This is a genomic window from Lysobacter sp. Root983 (genome assembly GCF_001429345.1).
Taxonomy (GTDB): Bacteria; Pseudomonadota; Gammaproteobacteria; order Xanthomonadales; family Xanthomonadaceae; genus Lysobacter.
On sequence record NZ_LMJO01000008.1, the window covers coordinates 1 to 16,938 of the forward strand.

The window sequence follows — 16,938 nt, forward strand, 5'->3', positions numbered from 1 at the left end:
TTGGCCACGCCGTTCGACCTGGCGAACGGCCCGATGATCCGCGGCCGCCTGCTGCGCGTGTCGGAGCAGGAACACGTACTGGTGTTGAACCAGCACCACATCGTGAGCGACGGCTGGTCCAACGCGGTGATGGTGCGGGAACTGGCGGCGCTGTATCGCGCGGCCTGCCTGGGCGAGSCGGACGGGCTGGCWCCGTTGCCGATCCAGTATGCGGAYTACGCGCACTGGCAGCGGCAGACGCTGCAGGGCCCGGTGCTGGCGCAGCAGCTGGACTTCTGGCGCGGCCACCTGGCCGGCGCCCCSGAGCTGTTGGAACTGCCGCAGGACCGTCCGCGCCCGCCCACGCCCAGCCATGCGGGCGGGCAGTGGGCGCTGACGGTGCCGGCGCCGCTGACCGAGGGCTTGCGCGCGTTGGCGCAGCGGCACGGCGCAACCTTGTACATGGTGCTGATGGCGGCTTGGTCGCTGCTGCTGTCGCGCCTGTCGGGTCAGTCGACGGTRGTGGTGGCCACGCCGGTGGCCGGTCGCCACCGGCGCGAACTGGAAGGTTTGATCGGCTTCTTCGTCAACACGCTGGCGTTCTGCACGCGGGTGGAGGAAGGGCAGAGCGTCGCRCAGCTGATCGAAGCGGTGCGGCGCGAGACCCTGGCGGCGTTCGCGCACCAGGAGCTGCCGTTCGAGCAGGTGGTGGAGGCGCTRCGGCCGACGCGCAGCCTGAGCCATGTGCCGCTCGCGCAGGCGAGTTTCACCTGGCACAACGAGCCCGARGGCGGCGCRGTGGATCTGCCGCAGTTGTCGCTGGCGGCGYTRCCGCTGCCGCACCAGACCACCCAGTTCGATCTCTCCCTGCACCTGAGCGATACCGGTGCGTGTCTGGAAGGCACGTTGATCCATGCGAGCGACCTGTTCGACGAAGCCACCGTGGCGCGCTGGAGCCGGTGCTTCTTGCAGCTGCTGGAAGGGTTYGTGGCCGACGAGGCGCAGGAAGCCCTGCGYGTGCCGCTGCTGGCCGAAGCCGATTACCGGCAAGTGGTCGATGCGTTCAATGTCGTAACGCCGGCGCTGCCGCCGTCGTGGCTGGCGCATGCCTGCTTCGAGGGCTGGGTGGATGCCCGGGGCGATGCGATCGCCCTGGAGTTCGACGGCGARTCGCTGAGCTATGCCGAACTGGACGAACGCGCCAACCGTCTGGCGCATTACCTGCTGGCGCAGGGYGCGCAGCCCGAYGCYCGGGTGGCGCTGTGCGTGGAACGCGGCGTGGAGTACCTGGTCGGCGTGCTGGGCATCCTGAAGGCCGGCTGCGCCTACGTGCCGCTGGATCCGGAGTACCCGTCGGCGCGGCTGTCCTACATGGTGAGCGACAGCGCGCCCTTGCTGGTGCTGACGCAATCGTCGGTGGCCGAGCATCTGCCGCCGCTKGACGTGCCGGTGCTGCGGCTGGATGTGGACCTGCCGGTGCTGACGCGGCGGCTGCCGGCGACGCGCCCGGCGGTGCCGGCGCTGCAACCGTCGCACCTGGCGTACCTGATCTACACCTCCGGTTCGACCGGCGAACCCAAGGCGGTGATGGTGGAACACCGCCAGCTGTGCCACCTGGCGGCCTCGCAGGCGGCGGTGTTCGGCGATCTGGCGGGATCGCGCGTGCTGCAGTTCGCCTCGCCCTCGTTCGATGCGAGCGTGTGGGAATGGGCGATGGCGCTGCTGTCGGGCGGCACGCTGTGCCTGGCGCCGCGGCATCGGCTGTTGCCGGGCGAACCGTTGCTGGCGACGCTGCGCGATCRCGCGATCACGCATGCGACCCTGCCGGGCAGCGCTCTGCAGACGCTGGGCGAGGCGGAGCTGCCGCAGCTGCGCACGCTGGTGGTGGCGGGTGAAGCCTGCCCGGTCGCGCTGGCCGAGCGCTGGCGGGGACGGCTGTCGTTCTTCAACGCCTACGGCCCGACCGAAGGCACGGTCTGCGCGAGCATCGAACGSTGCCAGGAAGAGAACGATCGGACGGTGCCGATCGGGCGGCCGCTGCCGAACACGAAGCTGCACGTGCTGGACGCGCGTGGCGAAGTGGTGCCGGTGGGGGTGGTGGGCGAGATCCACCTGGGCGGCGCGGGTGTCACGCGCGGTTACCTGGGTCGCGAGGCRCTGACGGCGGAACGTTTCGTGGCCGATCACATCGGCGGCGTTGCCGGCGAGCGGCTGTATCGCACGGGCGACCTGGGCCGGTACCGGTCMGATGGACGGCTGGAATGCCTGGGGCGTGTGGATTTCCAGGTCAAGCTGCGCGGYCATCGCATCGAGATCGGCGAGATCGAGACGCAGCTGGAAGCGCTGCCGGGCGTGGCCGAGGCGGCGGTGCTGCTGCTGGGCGAAGGCGCGGACGCGCGGCTGGTGGCGTACTGGGCAGCGGCGGGCGAGGAAGAAGAGAGCGCGGCGAGCCTGCGCGCGCAGCTGGCCTCGCGCCTGCCGGACTACATGCTGCCGTCCTCGCTGGTGGCGATGGCGCAGTTGCCGCGCACGGCCAACGGCAAGCTGGATCGCGCGGCGTTGCCGACGACGCAGTCGGGCGCGGTGGCGCAACGAGAGTACGAGCGCGGACGCGCGGCTGGTGGCGTACTGGGCAGCGGCGGGCGAGGAAGAAGAGAGCGCGGCGAGCCTGCGCGCGCAGCTGGCCTCGCGCCTGCCGGACTATATGCTGCCGTCCTCGCTGGTGGCGATGGCGCAGTTGCCGCGCACGGCCAACGGCAAGCTGGATCGCGCGGCGTTGCCGACGACGCAGTCGGGCGCGGTGGCGCAACGAGAGTACGAAGCCCCGCAGGGCGAGGTGGAAGAGACCCTTGCGCGGCTGTGGCAGGAACTGCTTGAGGTGCCGCGCGTGGGCCGGCACGACCATTTCTTCGAACTGGGTGGACATTCGCTGCTGGCGGTCACGATGGTCGAACGCTTGCGGCACGAGGGGTGGAGTGCGGGCGTGCGCGACCTGTTCGTCGCGCCGACCTTGGCCGCCTACGCCGCGGCCCTGGTACCGGCCGCCGCGGCGGCGCAGGTGCAGCAGCCGCAGGGCATTCCTGTCGGTACCGCGCACATCACGCCGGAATTGCTGCCGCTGGTCGACCTGACCCAGGCGCAGATCGACCGCATCGCCGAGATGGTGCCGGGCGGCGCGACCAACATCCAGGACATCTGTCCGTTGCTGCCGATGCAGACCGGCATGCTGTTCCATCATCTCTTGGAGCAGGAAGGCGATCCCTATCTGTCCTGCACGGTGATCGCTTTCGCGGAGCGTGCGCGCTTGGACGATTTCGTCGGAATCTTCAACCGGCTGATCGGGCGCCATGACATCCTCCGCATCTCGCTGGCGTGGGAGGGGCTGGCGCAGCCCGTCCAGGTGATCTGGCGCGAGGCCCGCCTGCCGGTGCACGAGCTGGAGGTGCCGGAAGACGAGGATGCGTTGGCCGTGCTCACGGCGCGTACCGACCACCGCTTGCGGCTCGACCTGAAATGCGCGCCGCTGCTGGCCGCCTATGTCGTGCACGACCGGGCGCGTGACGAGTGGCTGCTCGGATTCGTGAGCCATCACCTGATCGTCGATCATCGCTCGCTGGAAGTGCTGATGGACGAGCTGCATCGATGCCTGCTCGACGAAACGGTTGCATTGCCGCCGTCGCTGCCGTTGCGCGAACAGGTGGCGGCGGCGATCGCGGTGCCGGTCGAGGCGCACGAAAGCTATTTCCGCGAGCAGCTTGGCGACGTCGACGAGCCGACTGCGCCTTTCGGCATCTTCGACGTACAGCAGGGCGCCGGTACCTTGTCGGTCGACCAGCGTTTTCTCGCGGCAGAGCGGGCGCGACGCGTGCGCGAACTGGCTCSCCAGCAGCAGGTCCCGCCGGCGGTCCTGTTCCATGTGGCGTATGCACTGCTGCTGGGGCCGTGCAGCGGCCGCGACGATGTCGTGTTCGGCACGGTGCTGGCCGGGCGCATGCACGGTGCCGATGGCGCGGACACCGCGTTGGGCATGTTCGTCAACAGCCTGCCGCTGCGCGTGCGTCTGGCCGGCGCCGACGCGCCTTCGTTGTTGCAGGACTGCTATCGCGATCTGGCCAGTCTGTTCGATCACGAGCATGCGCCGTTGGCGCTGGCGCAGCGCATGAGCGGCGTGCCGACGGGCCGGCCGCTGTTCACCGCCTTGCTCAACTACCGGCACAACGCGACGCCGGCCAGCGGTCGGGCAGAAGATGCACCGACCGGCATCCGCATCGTGGCCGACTACGGCGACCATGCGAACTACCCGCTGACGCTCAAGATCAACGATTTCGGCGACGATTTCGGCATCACCGCCGAGTGTGCCGACGGCATCGACGCGACGCGCATGCTCGACTATCTGGAGCAGGCCATCGATGGCCTGATCAACGCGCTGGATTCGGATGGCGCGCTCGATGGATTCTCGCTATTGAGCGAGACCGAGCAGCGGCAGTTGGTGGAGGGTTTCAACGATACGCGCCGGGATTACCCGCGCGATGGCCTGCTGCACGAGGAGTTCTCGCGGCATGCGGCCGCGCAGCCGGATGCGGTGGCGCTGGAATGCGGCGGCGAGCGGCTCAGCTATCGCGAGCTCGACCAGCGTGCCAATCGTCTTGCGCACTATCTGGTGAGCCTGGGTGTCGGCCCGGATCAACGCGTCGCCATCGTGCTGCCGCGCGGGATCGAGATGGTGCTCGGCATGCTGGCCGTGTTGAAGGCCGGTGGCGCGTATGTGCCGCTGGAACCGCAGCAGCCGCGCGAACGCCTTGCATGGCTGTTGGCCGACACCGCGCCCGCGGTGGTGCTGAGCGGTTCGGACTGGGAAGACGGCTTGCCCGCGCTCGACATGCCGGTGCTGCGCTTCGATGTCGAGTGCGCCGCGCTGCTGCAGCGTCCCATGCCGGAAGCGCCGGTCGTGCCCGCGCTGCGTGCGGACCATCTGTGCTACGTCATGTACACCTCCGGCTCGACCGGACGGCCAAAAGGGGTGATGGTCGAGCACCGGCAGGTATTGCGGCTGGCGATCAACAATCCCTATTGCACCCTGACCGTTAAAGACACGGTCGCGCATGCGGCCAATCCCGCCTTCGACGCGTCCACCTGGGAAGTCTGGGGTGCGCTGTTGGCCGGTGCGCGCCTGTTGATCGTGCCACAGGAAGATGTGCTGGCGCCGGCGCGTCTGGTGGACTGTCTGCGCGCCGGATGCGTGAGCGCGCTGTGGCTTTCGGTCGGGCTGTTCAACCAGTACGAGGCGGCGTTGCGCCCGATCTTCGGGCAACTGCGGTACCTGTTGGTCGGTGGCGATGCGCTCGATCCGGCGGTGATGGCACGGGCGATGAATGCGGGCGATCGCCCGCTGCATGTCGTCAACGGCTACGGCCCCACGGAGAGCACCACCTTCGCCTGCACGCACGAGCTGGATGCGCGCGACCTGGATGGTCGCCCGATCCCGATCGGGCGACCGATCGCCAACACCCGCATCTACATCCTCGGTGCGGCGGGCGAGGTGATGCCGCTCGGCGCGGTCGGCGAAATCCATATCGGCGGCGACGGCGTCGCACGCGGCTACTGGAACCAGCCCCAGCGGACCCTCGAACATTTCCTGCCGGACCCGTTCGTGCCGGGCGCGCGCATGTACCGCAGCGGCGATCGCGGACGCTATCGCCCCGACGGCACGATCGAGTACCTGGGCCGTGTCGACGGTCAGGTCAAGATCCGCGGATTCCGCGTCGAGACCGGCGAGATCGAAGCGGCGCTGCGCGCATTGCCGGGGATCGGCGAGGCGGTGGTGCTGGTGCATGTGACGGAAGGTGGCGAAAAGTCGCTGGTCGCCTATGTCGTGCCGGTCGACGCCGGTGCCGGTCAGGAGCAGGTGCACGCATGGCGCGAAGCCTTGCGTGCGTCGCTGCCGGACTACATGTTGCCCTCGGCCTTCGTCGAGTTGCCGGCCATGCCGCTCAATGCGAACGGCAAGCTGGACCGGCGTGCGCTGCCGTCGCCGGATGTCGGATTGCGTGCGGCACGCGCCTATCGCGCCCCGGAAGGCGAGACGGAACTGGCCTTGGCCGAGATTTGGCAGCAATTGCTGGAAGTGCCGCGTGTCGGCCGCGACGACGATTTCTTCGCGCTGGGCGGGCATTCGCTGCTCGCGGTCACCTTGTCGGTGCATGTGCAGGAGCGATTCCACATCGAGTTGCCGCTGAAGACGGTCTTCGAGATGGGACGCCTGGAAATGTTGGCCGGCGCGATCGAAGCGGCGCAGTTGGCGCTGCCGTCCGAGCAGGACCTCAGCGCCATGCAAGCCGAACTGGACGCGCTGTCCGACGAAGAACTGCAAGCTTTCCTTGGGGATACGGTTTGATGAGCACGGATACGCTTTCGCGTGAGGCACTGCTGCGCGCAGCGCTGTTGAAGAAGATCCAGCAGCAGTCGCGCGGCGTGGCGCCGATCGTGCCAGGGCCGAGGCCGGCGCACGTGCCGCTGTCGCTTGCCCAGCAGCGTTTGTGGTTCCTGTGCGAACTGGATCCGGGCGCCAGCCAGGCCAGTCACATTTCCTCGGCACTGCGGCTTAGCGGGCAACTCGATCGCGCCGCGATGGAGCAAGCCTTCGCGCAATTGATCGCACGGCACGAGAGCCTGCGCACCCACTTTGCGCAGGAAGACGGCGTACCTTGCCAGGTCGTGGCCGAGGATCTGGGCGGATTCGCCCTGGCCATTCGCGATCTGCGCGGCGATGCCCAAGCCGATGCGCGCTTGCCGGCCGAACTGGCCGAATCCATGCAACAGCCGTTCGACCTGAGTCGCGGTCCCTTGCTGAGAGTCGGCCTGTGGCAGATGCGCGACGACGAGCACGTGCTGCTCATCACCATGCACCACCTCATTACCGACGGTTGGTCGCTGGGCGTGCTCGTGCGGGAATTCGCCGGCCTGTATGCCGCGGCCTGCGAGGGCGGGGCGCTGTCGCTGCCGCCGTTGCCGATCCAGTACGCCGACTACGCCATCTGGCAGCGCAACGAATACGGCGGCGAAGCACTGGAAAAGCAACTGGCCTACTGGCGTTCGCTGCTTGCCGGCGCGCCAGAGGGCGTGGAGCTTCCGACCGATCATCCGCGCCCCGCCATGCAGAGCCACCGCGGTGGCAGCCTGCCGATCGAGTTGCCGGAGACGCTGGCGCAGGAACTGCGCACGTTCGCCGCGAACTCGGGCGTCACCCCCTACATGGTGTTGCTCGCCGCCTGGGCGTTGTGGCTTGCGCGACGCTCCGGCCAGGACGACATCGTGGTCGGCTCGCCGGTCGCCGGCCGCACGCGTCGCGAAATCGAGGGTCTGATCGGCTTCTTCGTCAACACGTTGGCCTTGCGCGTGCGTCTTCCGCAGGAGCTGACCGTGGCGGACCTGCTGGCGCAGGTCAAGGAGACCACGCTGGCTGCGTTTGCGCATCAGGCCGTGCCGTTCGAACAAGTGGTCGATGCCGTGCGCCCGGCGCGCAGCCTCGGCCGCAGTCCGTTGTTCCAGACCATGGTGGCGCTCAACAATACGCCCGACGCGGGCGAGCTGAGCCTGCCGGGCTTGACCTTCTCGCCCTGCGCCACAACGCATACCACCACGCATTTCGAACTGTCGCTGGCCTTGAGCGACGGCGGCGATGCGCTGTCCGGCGCGATCGAATACGCCAGCGATCTGTTCGACGAAGACACCGTGCGCACGTTCGCCCAGGAGTGGCAGAGACTGCTTGCCGGCATGCTGGCCAACGAGTCGGCCGAAGTGTGGGCCCTGCCGTTGATGTCCGCCGGGGAGTCGGCGCGCCTGTGGCAACTGCAGAACGACACCGCGTCCACGTACGCGCAGGACAGCCTGCTGCATGAGCGCTTCGAGGCGCGCGTGGCGGAACAGCCGGACGCCGAGGCGCTGGTTTGCGGAGACGTCAGGCTCAGTTATCGCGAGCTGGACGAGCGTGCCAACCGCTTGGCGGCGCATCTGCGCGAGCGTGGTGTGGCGTCGGCGGAGCGTGTGGCGCTGTGCCTGCCGCGCGGCGTGGAAATGGTGGTGGCGATGCTCGCGGTGCTCAAGGCGGGCGCGGTGTACGTGCCGCTGGACCCGGAATACCCGCGTGAGCGCCTGCTGCATATCCTGCAGGACGCGACGCCGCAGCTGGTGCTGCGACGGGCGGCGGACGATACGTCGCTGCCGGACGGAAGCTGGGAAGTACTGGAGTGGGAGCGCCTGCCATGGACTGCTCCGGCAACCGCCCTTGCGCAGGCCAAGCGCAATGCCGAATCGCTGTGCTGCCTGATCTATACCTCTGGTTCAACCGGCCGCCCCAAGGGCGTGATGTTGCGCCATCGCAACCTGGTCAACCTGGCCAGTTCGACCTCGCCCATCGCTTTCGCCCAAGGCATGCGCCTGGCGCATGCGGCCAATATCGCCTTCGACGCAGCGAGCTGGGAAATCTGGGGCGCATTGTGCAACGGTGCCTGCCTGGTCGTGGTCTCGGCCGACGAGCTGCTGGACGCCGAGCGCCTGTCCGCATTGCTTGAGCGCGAACAGGTGGCGGTGCTGCACCTCACGGTCGGACTGTTCCACCAGCATGCTGAGGCCATGGCGCCTGCGTTCTCGCGCCTTTCGGCTCTGTTGTTCGGCGGCGAGAAGGCGGATGCGCAGAAGGTGCGGCGCCTCTTGGCTTCCGGGCACGCGCCGCCTCGGCTGGTGCAGTGCTACGGCCCGACCGAAACCACCACGTTCGCCAGCTGTGAGGTGATCGAGACGCTGCCGTTCGCTGCGAAGACCGTGCCGCTGGGCCGGCCGCTGCCCAATATGCGCTTGTATGTGCTGGACGGTCGCGGCGAACCCGTGCCCGAAGGCGTCGTCGGCGAGATCTACATCGCCGGCGCCGGCGTGTCGGCAGGCTATTGGCAGAACGATGCTCTGACCCTGGAGCGCTTCATGCCGGACCCGCGCGGCGAAACGCCCGATGCGCGGATGTACCGCACCGGAGACCTGGCGCGGCGCCTGGCCGACGGCCGGCTCGAATACATGGGGCGCAACGATTTCCAGGTGAAGGTCCGTGGCTACCGGATCGAACCCGCGGAAATCGAAGCGGCGTTGTGCGCCTGCGAAGGCGTGCGAGAGGCCGTGGTGATCGCGCGCGAGGACATGCCGGGCGACAAGCGCCTGGTCGCCTACGTGCGCTGCGAGGACACCGCGACGGCGACGGCGGAGACCTTCCGCGCCAGCCTGGCTTCGCGCTTGCCGGAGTACATGTTGCCCTCGGCCTATGTGCACATGGCCGAGTGGCCGTTGACCGCCCATGGCAAGCTCGACCGCTCCGCGCTGCCCGCACCCCAGGAACAAGTGCGCACCGCGCGGACTTATTCCGCACCGGAAGGCGAGACGGAGCAAGGCCTGGCCGCGATATGGCAAGGCCTGCTCGGGGTCGAGCGCATCGGCCGCGACGATCATTTCTTCGAACTTGGCGGCCATTCGCTGCTGGTCGTGCGCCTGCGTTCGCAGGTGCGCGCCACGTTCGGCATCGATCTGCCGCTCAAGGCGGTGTTCAATCGCCCCCAGCTGCGCGAGCTCGCAGCCGAGTTGCAGGACATCTCGCGCAGCGACATCGGCACCATCGCACGTGCCGATCGCAGTGGCCATTTGCCGCTGTCGCTCGCACAGCAGCGGCTGTGGTTCCTGGCCAGTTTCGATGAGCGCGCCAGCCTCGCTTACCACATGCCATCGGCCTTGCGATTGACCGGCAGCCTCAATCGCGCGGCGATGAAGGCCGCGTTGGATCGTCTGGTCGCCCGTCAGGAGGGCCTGCGCGCGCGCTTCGTCGAGGTCGAGGGTGTGCCGTACCAGGCGTTCGCGCCGGAAGATGTCGGCTTTGCGCTGGTCGAGCACGACCTGGCGCATCTGCCGGCCGATCAGCTCGAGCGCGTGGTGCGCGCACAGGCGGAAGAAGAGGCCGCTGCCCCGTTCGACTTCACGCAGGGGCCGCTGATCCGCGGCCGTCTGCTGCGCTTGGCCGATGACGAGCATGTGTTGTTGGTCACGCAGCATCACATCGTCAGTGACGGTTGGTCCGTCGCTGTCATGGTGCGCGAATTCGCCCAGTTGTACGCCGCGTTCTGCGAGAACCGGCCGGATCCCTTGCCACCGCTGGAGATCCAGTACGCCGACTACGCCGTATGGCAGCGCAATTGGTTGCAAGGCGACGAACTCGAGCGGCAGACCGCCTTCTGGCGCGAGCATCTGGGCGGCGCGCCGGAGTTGCTGGCGCTGCCCACCGATCGGCCCCGTCCCCTCGTGCAAAGCCATGCCGGCGCCACGGCGACGTTCGAACTGCCGGCCGAACTGGGAGGCCGTTTGCGCGCCTTGGCGCAGCGCCATGGCGTCACGCCGTACATGGTGGTGCTGGCAGCTTGGGCTGCGTTGCTGTCGCGCCTGTCGGGGCAGCAGGACGTGGTGGTCGGCACGCCGGTGGCCAACCGTCAGCGGCGCGAAGTCGAGGGCTTGCTCGGCTTCTTCGTCAACACGCTGGCGCTGCGGGTGCGGCTGGATGGACAGGCGAATGTGGCCGACCTGCTGGCGCAGGTGAAGGAGACGGCACTGGCGGCCTTCGCGCACCAGGAGCTGCCCTTCGAGCAGGTCGTCGAGGTGATGCAGCCCGTGCGCAGCCTCAGCCATGGCCCCCTGGTGCAGACGAGTTTCAGCTGGGGCGGTCAGTCCAACGACGGCCCTCTGGAGCTGCCGGGTCTGGTGCTGTCCTCGATGAAGTCCGAATTGGATACCACCCAGTTCGACGTGGCGTTGAACATGGCGGAGTCGGAAGATGCATGGTCCGGCGCGCTGGTCTACGCCAGCGATCTGTTCGATCGCGGGACGATCGAGCGCTTCATCGGCTGTTTCGCGACCCTGCTCGACGCCATGGCCGCCGACGATGCGGCCTGCGTGGCGACATTGCCGATGCTGACGCGCCCGCAGCGGCAGCATCTCTTGCACGAGCTAAACGCCACCGCGGCCGAGTATCCGCGCGACGCGCTGATTCACGGATTGTTCGAGCAGCAAGCGGAACGCCGTCCGGATGCGATCGCGGTCGTCTGCGACGGCGAATCGATCAGCTACGGCGAGCTGAACGCCCGGGCCAATCGCCTGGCGCATCACTTGATCGCGCAGGGCGTAGGCCCCGACGATCGCGTGGCGATCTGCATCGAGCGCAGCGCCGACCTGATCGTCGGCCTGCTGGGCATCCTGAAAGCGGGCGGCGCCTATGTGCCGCTGGACCCGTCCTATCCTGCCGAGCGCCTCTCGATCCTGCTGGAAGACAGCGCGCCGAAGGTACTGATCACGCATTCGGACATCGAAGCGCACCTGCCCTTGACCGATGTGCCGGTGCTGCGTCTCGATATGGATCTCCGGGTACTGGAGCGCCACCTTCCCGCGCACAATCCCGATCGGGGCGATCAGGGCCTCTGCTCGCGCCATCTGGCCTATGTGATCTACACGTCTGGATCGGCCGGTACGCCCAAGGGCGTGATGGTCGAGCACCGTAACGTGAACCGGCTGGTGATCAACAACCCGTATTTCCAGGCGGGTGACGACGACTGCCTGGTGCACGCGGCCAATCCGGCCTTCGACGCGGCGACCTGGGAAATCTGGGGCGCGTTGCTCAATGGCGCGCGGCTGCTGGTGCTGCCGCCGGCCGATGTGCTGGATGCGCGTCGATTCGACGAGCAACTGCTGGCCCACGGGGCCACGGCGATGTGGATGACGGTCGGCCTGTTCAACCAGTACGCGCCGAGCATGCAGGCGTCGCTGGCGCAGCTGCGCTATCTGCTGGTCGGCGGCGACGCACTCGATCCGCGCACGATCCGCNGGCCTGTTCAACCAGTACGCGCCGAGCATGCAGGCGTCGCTGGCGCAGCTGCGCTATCTGCTGGTCGGCGGCGACGCACTCGATCCGCGCACGATCCGCAGCGTGCTGGCGCAGGCGCAGCGTCCGGCGCACCTGATCAACGGTTACGGCCCGACCGAGACCACGACGTTCGCTTGCACGCACCTGATCGAGGCGCTGGCCGAAGACGCCACTTCGGTACCCATTGGCCGTCCGATCGCGAACACGCAGGTCTACATTCTGGATGCACAGGGCGAGCCGGTGCCGGTGGGCGTGGCAGGCGAGCTCCATATCGGCGGCGATGGCGTGGCACGGGGCTATCTGAACCAGCCGGCGCTGACGGCCGAGCGGTTCGTGCGCGATCCGTTCAGTGCCGATCCGCAGGCACGTATGTACAAGACCGGCGACCTGGGTCGCTGGCTGCCGGACGGCACCATCGAGTACCTGGGGCGCAACGATTTCCAGGTGAAGATCCGTGGCTTCCGCATCGAGCTGGGCGAGATCGAGGCCAAATTGAGTACCTGCGCCGGCGTGCGCGAGGCGGTGGTGCTGGCGCGTGAGGACGTGCCGGGCGACAAGCGGCTGGTGGCGTATGTGGTGCCGGCGGCGGGAGCGGAGCCGACGGGGGTGCAGTTGCACGAAGCGCTGCAAGCGCAGTTGCCCGAGTACATGGTACCGAGCGCCTTCATGGTGCTCGACGCGTTCCCGCTGACGCCGAACGGCAAGCTCGATCGCAAGGCGTTGCCCGCGCCGGACGGCAGCTCGCTGGTGCAGCGTTCCCGCTGACGCCGAACGGCAAGCTCGATCGCAAGGCGTTGCCCGCGCCGGACGGCAGCTCGCTGGTGCAGCGCGAGTACGAAGCGCCGCAAGGCGAGATCGAGCAGGGGCTGGCGGAGATCTGGCAGCAACTGCTAGGCATCGAGCGCGCGGGCCGGAACGACCATTTCTTCGAGCTGGGCGGCCATTCGCTGTTGGCCGTGCAGTTGGTGTCGCACGTGCGCGAGCGGCTGGGCGTGGAAGTGCCGCTGCGCGAGTTGTTCGCGCGGCCGGTGCTGCAGGCGTTCGCCCAGGCCGTGTGCGACGCCGGCACCAGTACCTTGGGCCGAATCGTCAAGGTCGGGCGCGATCAACCGCTGCCGTTGTCGTTGTCGCAGCAACGCCTGTGGTTCATCGACCAGCTGGATGCATCCGCGAGCCGCGCATATCACATGCCGGCGGCGCTGCGCCTGAGCGGCAGTCTGCACCGCGATGCGCTGAAGCAGGCGCTGGACACGCTGGTCGCGCGCCAGGAGGGCCTGCGTGCGCGCCTGGTTGCGGTCGATGGCGTGCCGCACCAGGTCTTCGCACCCGAAGATATCGGCTTTGCCCTGGCCGAGCACGACCTCTCGCAGTTGCCCGTCGAGGCCCGCGAGCAGGCGGTACGCGAGCAGGCGGTCGACGAAGCGGGTGCGCCCTTCGACTTGAGCCAGGGGCCGCTGATCCGCGGCCGCTTGCTGCGTACGGGCGACGAGGAGCACGTGCTGCTGATCACCCAGCATCACATCGTCAGCGACGGCTGGTCGATCGGTATCATCATTCGCGAGTTCGCGCAGTTGTATGCGGCCTATAGCGATGGGCTGGCCAATCCGTTGCCGGCGCTGGACATCCAGTACGCCGATTACGCGGCTTGGCAGCGCGGCTGGCTGCAAGGCGAGGAACTGGAGCGGCAGACGGCGTTCTGGCGCGATCACCTGGTGGGCGCGCCGGCCCTGCTGGAGTTGCCGACCGACCGTCCGCGTCCGCCGGTGCAGCGTTATGCCGGGTCCGTGGTGCCGGTGGCGTTGTCGGCCGAGTTGGCCGCCAAGCTGCGCGTGCTGGCGCAGTCGCACGGCACCACGTTGTTTGCGGTATTGCTGGCCGGCTGGTCGCTGCTGCTGTCGCGGCTGTCGGGTCAGGACGACTGCCGTTCGAGCAGGTGGTGGAAGCGGTACAGCCGGCGCGCAGCCTGAGCCACAGCCCGTTGTTCCAGGTGATGCTGTCCTTGAACAACACGCCCGGCGGCGATGCGATGGAGCTGCCTGGCCTGACGCTGTCGCAGGTACAAAGCGAACACACCATTGCACAGTTCGATCTGTCGCTGTCGTTGAACGACGGCGGCGCGGGCTTGCATGGCGGCATCGACTATGCGGTGGACCTGTTCGACCGCAGCACGGTCGAACGCCTCGCTTGCCACTTCATGACTGTGCTGGAGGCGATGGCCGCGTCCGACGCGCAGGCCGTCGCCACGCTGCCGATCATGACGGCCGTGCAGCGAGCGCAGGTACTGGAAGGCTTCAATGCCACGGCGACCGACTATCCGCAGGATGCGCTGATCCACGAACTGTTCGAAGGACGGGTGGACGCGCAGCCGGATGCACTGGCGGTACGCGACGGGTCCGGGTCTTTGAGCTACGCCGAACTGGACGCCCGGGCGAACCGCCTGGCGCACGAGCTGATCGCCCAGGGCGTGGGCCCGGATGCGCGTGTCGCGATCTGCGTCGAGCGCAGCGTGGAGATGGTGGTCGGCCTGCTGGGCATCCTCAAGGCCGGTGGCGCCTACGTGCCGCTGGACCCGGACTACCCGCCGGAACGCCTGGCTTTCATGCTGCAGGACAGCGCGCCGTCGCTGCTGTTGACGCAATCGTCGCTGGCGGATCGGCTGCCGGCGCATGCGGTGGCGACGCTATGCCTGGACGATGCGGCGGCGCCCTGGGCGGCGCGGCCGGCGCACCGGCCCGATCCGCAGGCCCTGGGCCTGGGCTCGCGCCACCTGGCGTACATGATCTACACCTCCGGATCGACCGGTCAGCCCAAGGGCGTGATGAACGAGCACCGGGGCGTGGTGAATCGGTTGCTGTGGGCGCAACGCGAATACCGGCTGGATGCCGACGATCGTGTGCTGCAGAAGACGCCGTTCGGCTTCGACGTGTCGGTGTGGGAATTCTTCCTGCCGCTACTGGCCGGCGCCGGTCTGGTGATGGCGCGGCCGGGCGGCCATCGCGATCCGGAGTACCTGCAGGCGCTGATCGAAGCCGAGGGCATCACGACGATGCACTTCGTGCCTTCGATGCTGGCCGAGTTCGTGTCGCAGGTGCGCGATGCGCGCTGCCGTTCGCTGCGCCAGGTGCTGTGCAGCGGCGAGGCGCTGCCGCATGGCGTGCTGCAGCGGGCCAGTCAGGCCTTGCCGCAGGTGGCCTGGCATAACCTGTACGGCCCGACCGAAGCGGCGATCGACGTGACGGCGTGGCCGTGCCGTGTCGGCGCCTACGGCGAGGTGGTGCCGATCGGCCGGCCGATCGCCAACACGCAGATGTACATCCTCGACGCGCAGGGTACCCCGGTGCCGGTGGGCGTGGCGGGCGAGCTCCATATCGGCGGCGATGGCGTGGCGCGCGGGTACTGGAACCGCGAGGCGCTGACGGCCGAGCGGTTCGTGCGCGATCCGTTCAGGGCGAGCTCCATATCGGCGGCGATGGCGTGGCGCGCGGGTACTGGAACCGCGAGGCGCTGACGGCCGAGCGGTTCGTGCGCGATCCGTTCAGTGCCGACCCACAGGCGCGCATGTATAAGACCGGCGACCTCGGTCGCTGGCTGCCGGACGGCAACATCGAGTACCTGGGGCGCAACGATTTCCAGGTGAAGATCCGTGGCTTCCGCATCGAGCTGGGCGAGATCGAGGCCAAATTGAGTGCCTGCGCCGGCGTGCGCGAGGCGGTGGTGCTGGCGCGGGAAGACGTGCCGGGCGACAAGCGACTGGTGGCGTACCTGACGGCGGACCAGGAACCTGCGGTTGCCGAGCTGCGTGCGCGTCTGTCGGTGGAGCTGCCCGACTACATGGTGCCCAGTGCCTTCGTGGTGCTGGACGCGTTCCCGCTGACGCCGAACGGCAAGCTGGATCGCAAGGCGCTGCCCGCGCCGGACGGCAGCTCGCTGATGCAGCGCGAGTACGAAGCGCCGCAAGGCGAGATCGAACAAGGGCTGGCGGAGATCTGGCAGTCGCTGCTGAAGATCGAACAGGTGGGGCGCCACGATCACTTCTTCGAACTGGGCGGCCATTCCCTGCTGGCCGTGCAGTTGGTCTCGCGCGTGCGTGAGCGACTGGGCGTGGAAGTGCCGCTGCGCGAGCTCTTCGTCTACCCGGTGCTGCACGCGTTCGCGCAGGCGGTGGGCCAGGCCGGTACGAGCACCTTGGGCCGCATCGAGCGCGTCGGCCGCGATCAACCGCTGCCGTTGTCGTTGTCGCAGCAACGCTTGTGGTTCATCGACCAGCTGGATGCATCCGCGAGCCGCGCGTATCACATGCCGGCGGCGCTGCGCCTGAGCGGCAGCCTGCACCGCGATGCGTTGAAGCAGGCGCTGGATACGCTGGTGGCGCGCCAGGAGGGCCTGCGTGCGCGCCTGGTTGCGGTCGATGGCGTGCCGCATCAGGTGTTCGCACCCGAGGACATCGGCTTCGCCCTGGCCGAGCACGACCTCACGCAGTTGCCCGCCGAGACCCGCGAGCAGGCGGTACGCGAGCAGGTGGAGGCCGAAGCCGTGGCGCCGTTCGACTTCGAACGGGGGCCGCTGATCCGCGGCCGCTTGCTGCGTACGGCCGACGAGGAACACGTGCTGCTGATCACCCAGCACCACATCGTCAGCGACGGCTGGTCGACCGGGGTCATCGTTCGCGAGTTCGCGCAGTTGTACGCGGCCTACAGCGAGGGGCGGGCCAATCCGCTGCCGGCGCTGGACATCCAGTACGCCGACTACGCGGTGTGGCAGCGTGGCTGGTTGCAAGGCGAGGAACTGGATCGGCAGACGGCGTTCTGGCGCGAGCACCTGGTGGGCGCGCCGGCACTGCTGGAGCTGCCGACCGACCGTGCGCGTCCGGCGGTGCAGAGTCATGTCGGCGGCACCTTGCCCTTCGCGTTGTCGGCGGAACTGAGCGCGCGACTGAAGCAGTTGGGTCAGCGGCAGGGAGCGACGCTGTTCATGGTGTTGCTGGCCGGCTGGTCGCTGCTGCTGTCGCGGCTGTCGGG

At 68.3% G+C, this 16,938-nt stretch carries 6 protein-coding genes; all 6 read left to right on the plus strand.

What is annotated here, in order from left to right:
* Positions 1-2,856: amino acid adenylation domain-containing protein (locus ASE43_RS21195; protein WP_157499725.1), on the plus strand; the 2,856-nt coding region annotated here is incomplete at its 5' end.
* A 10-nt stretch (positions 2,857-2,866) separates the two neighbouring features.
* A complete protein-coding gene (locus ASE43_RS22495; protein ID WP_235568665.1) occupies positions 2,867-6,373 on the plus strand; it encodes an amino acid adenylation domain-containing protein in 3,507 nt (1,168 codons plus the stop codon).
* Positions 6,373-11,880: non-ribosomal peptide synthetase (locus tag ASE43_RS22500; protein WP_235568666.1), on the plus strand; the 5,508-nt coding region annotated here is incomplete at its 3' end. The genes ASE43_RS22495 and ASE43_RS22500, both read left to right, overlap by 1 nt.
* A gap of 834 nt (positions 11,881-12,714) precedes the next feature.
* On the plus strand, positions 12,715-13,887 hold the full coding sequence (locus tag ASE43_RS07400; protein ID WP_057160029.1) for a condensation domain-containing protein: 1,173 nt from the start codon (positions 12,715-12,717) through the stop codon (positions 13,885-13,887).
* Entirely contained in the window at positions 13,857-15,428 is a 1,572-nt protein-coding gene (locus ASE43_RS07405) for an amino acid adenylation domain-containing protein (protein ID WP_162258767.1), read from the plus strand. The genes ASE43_RS07400 and ASE43_RS07405 overlap by 31 nt, the downstream gene beginning before the upstream one ends.
* A partial coding sequence (locus tag ASE43_RS22505) for a condensation domain-containing protein (RefSeq protein ID WP_255356364.1) occupies positions 15,395-16,938 on the plus strand: 1,544 nt, incomplete at its 3' end. The genes ASE43_RS07405 and ASE43_RS22505, both read left to right, overlap by 34 nt.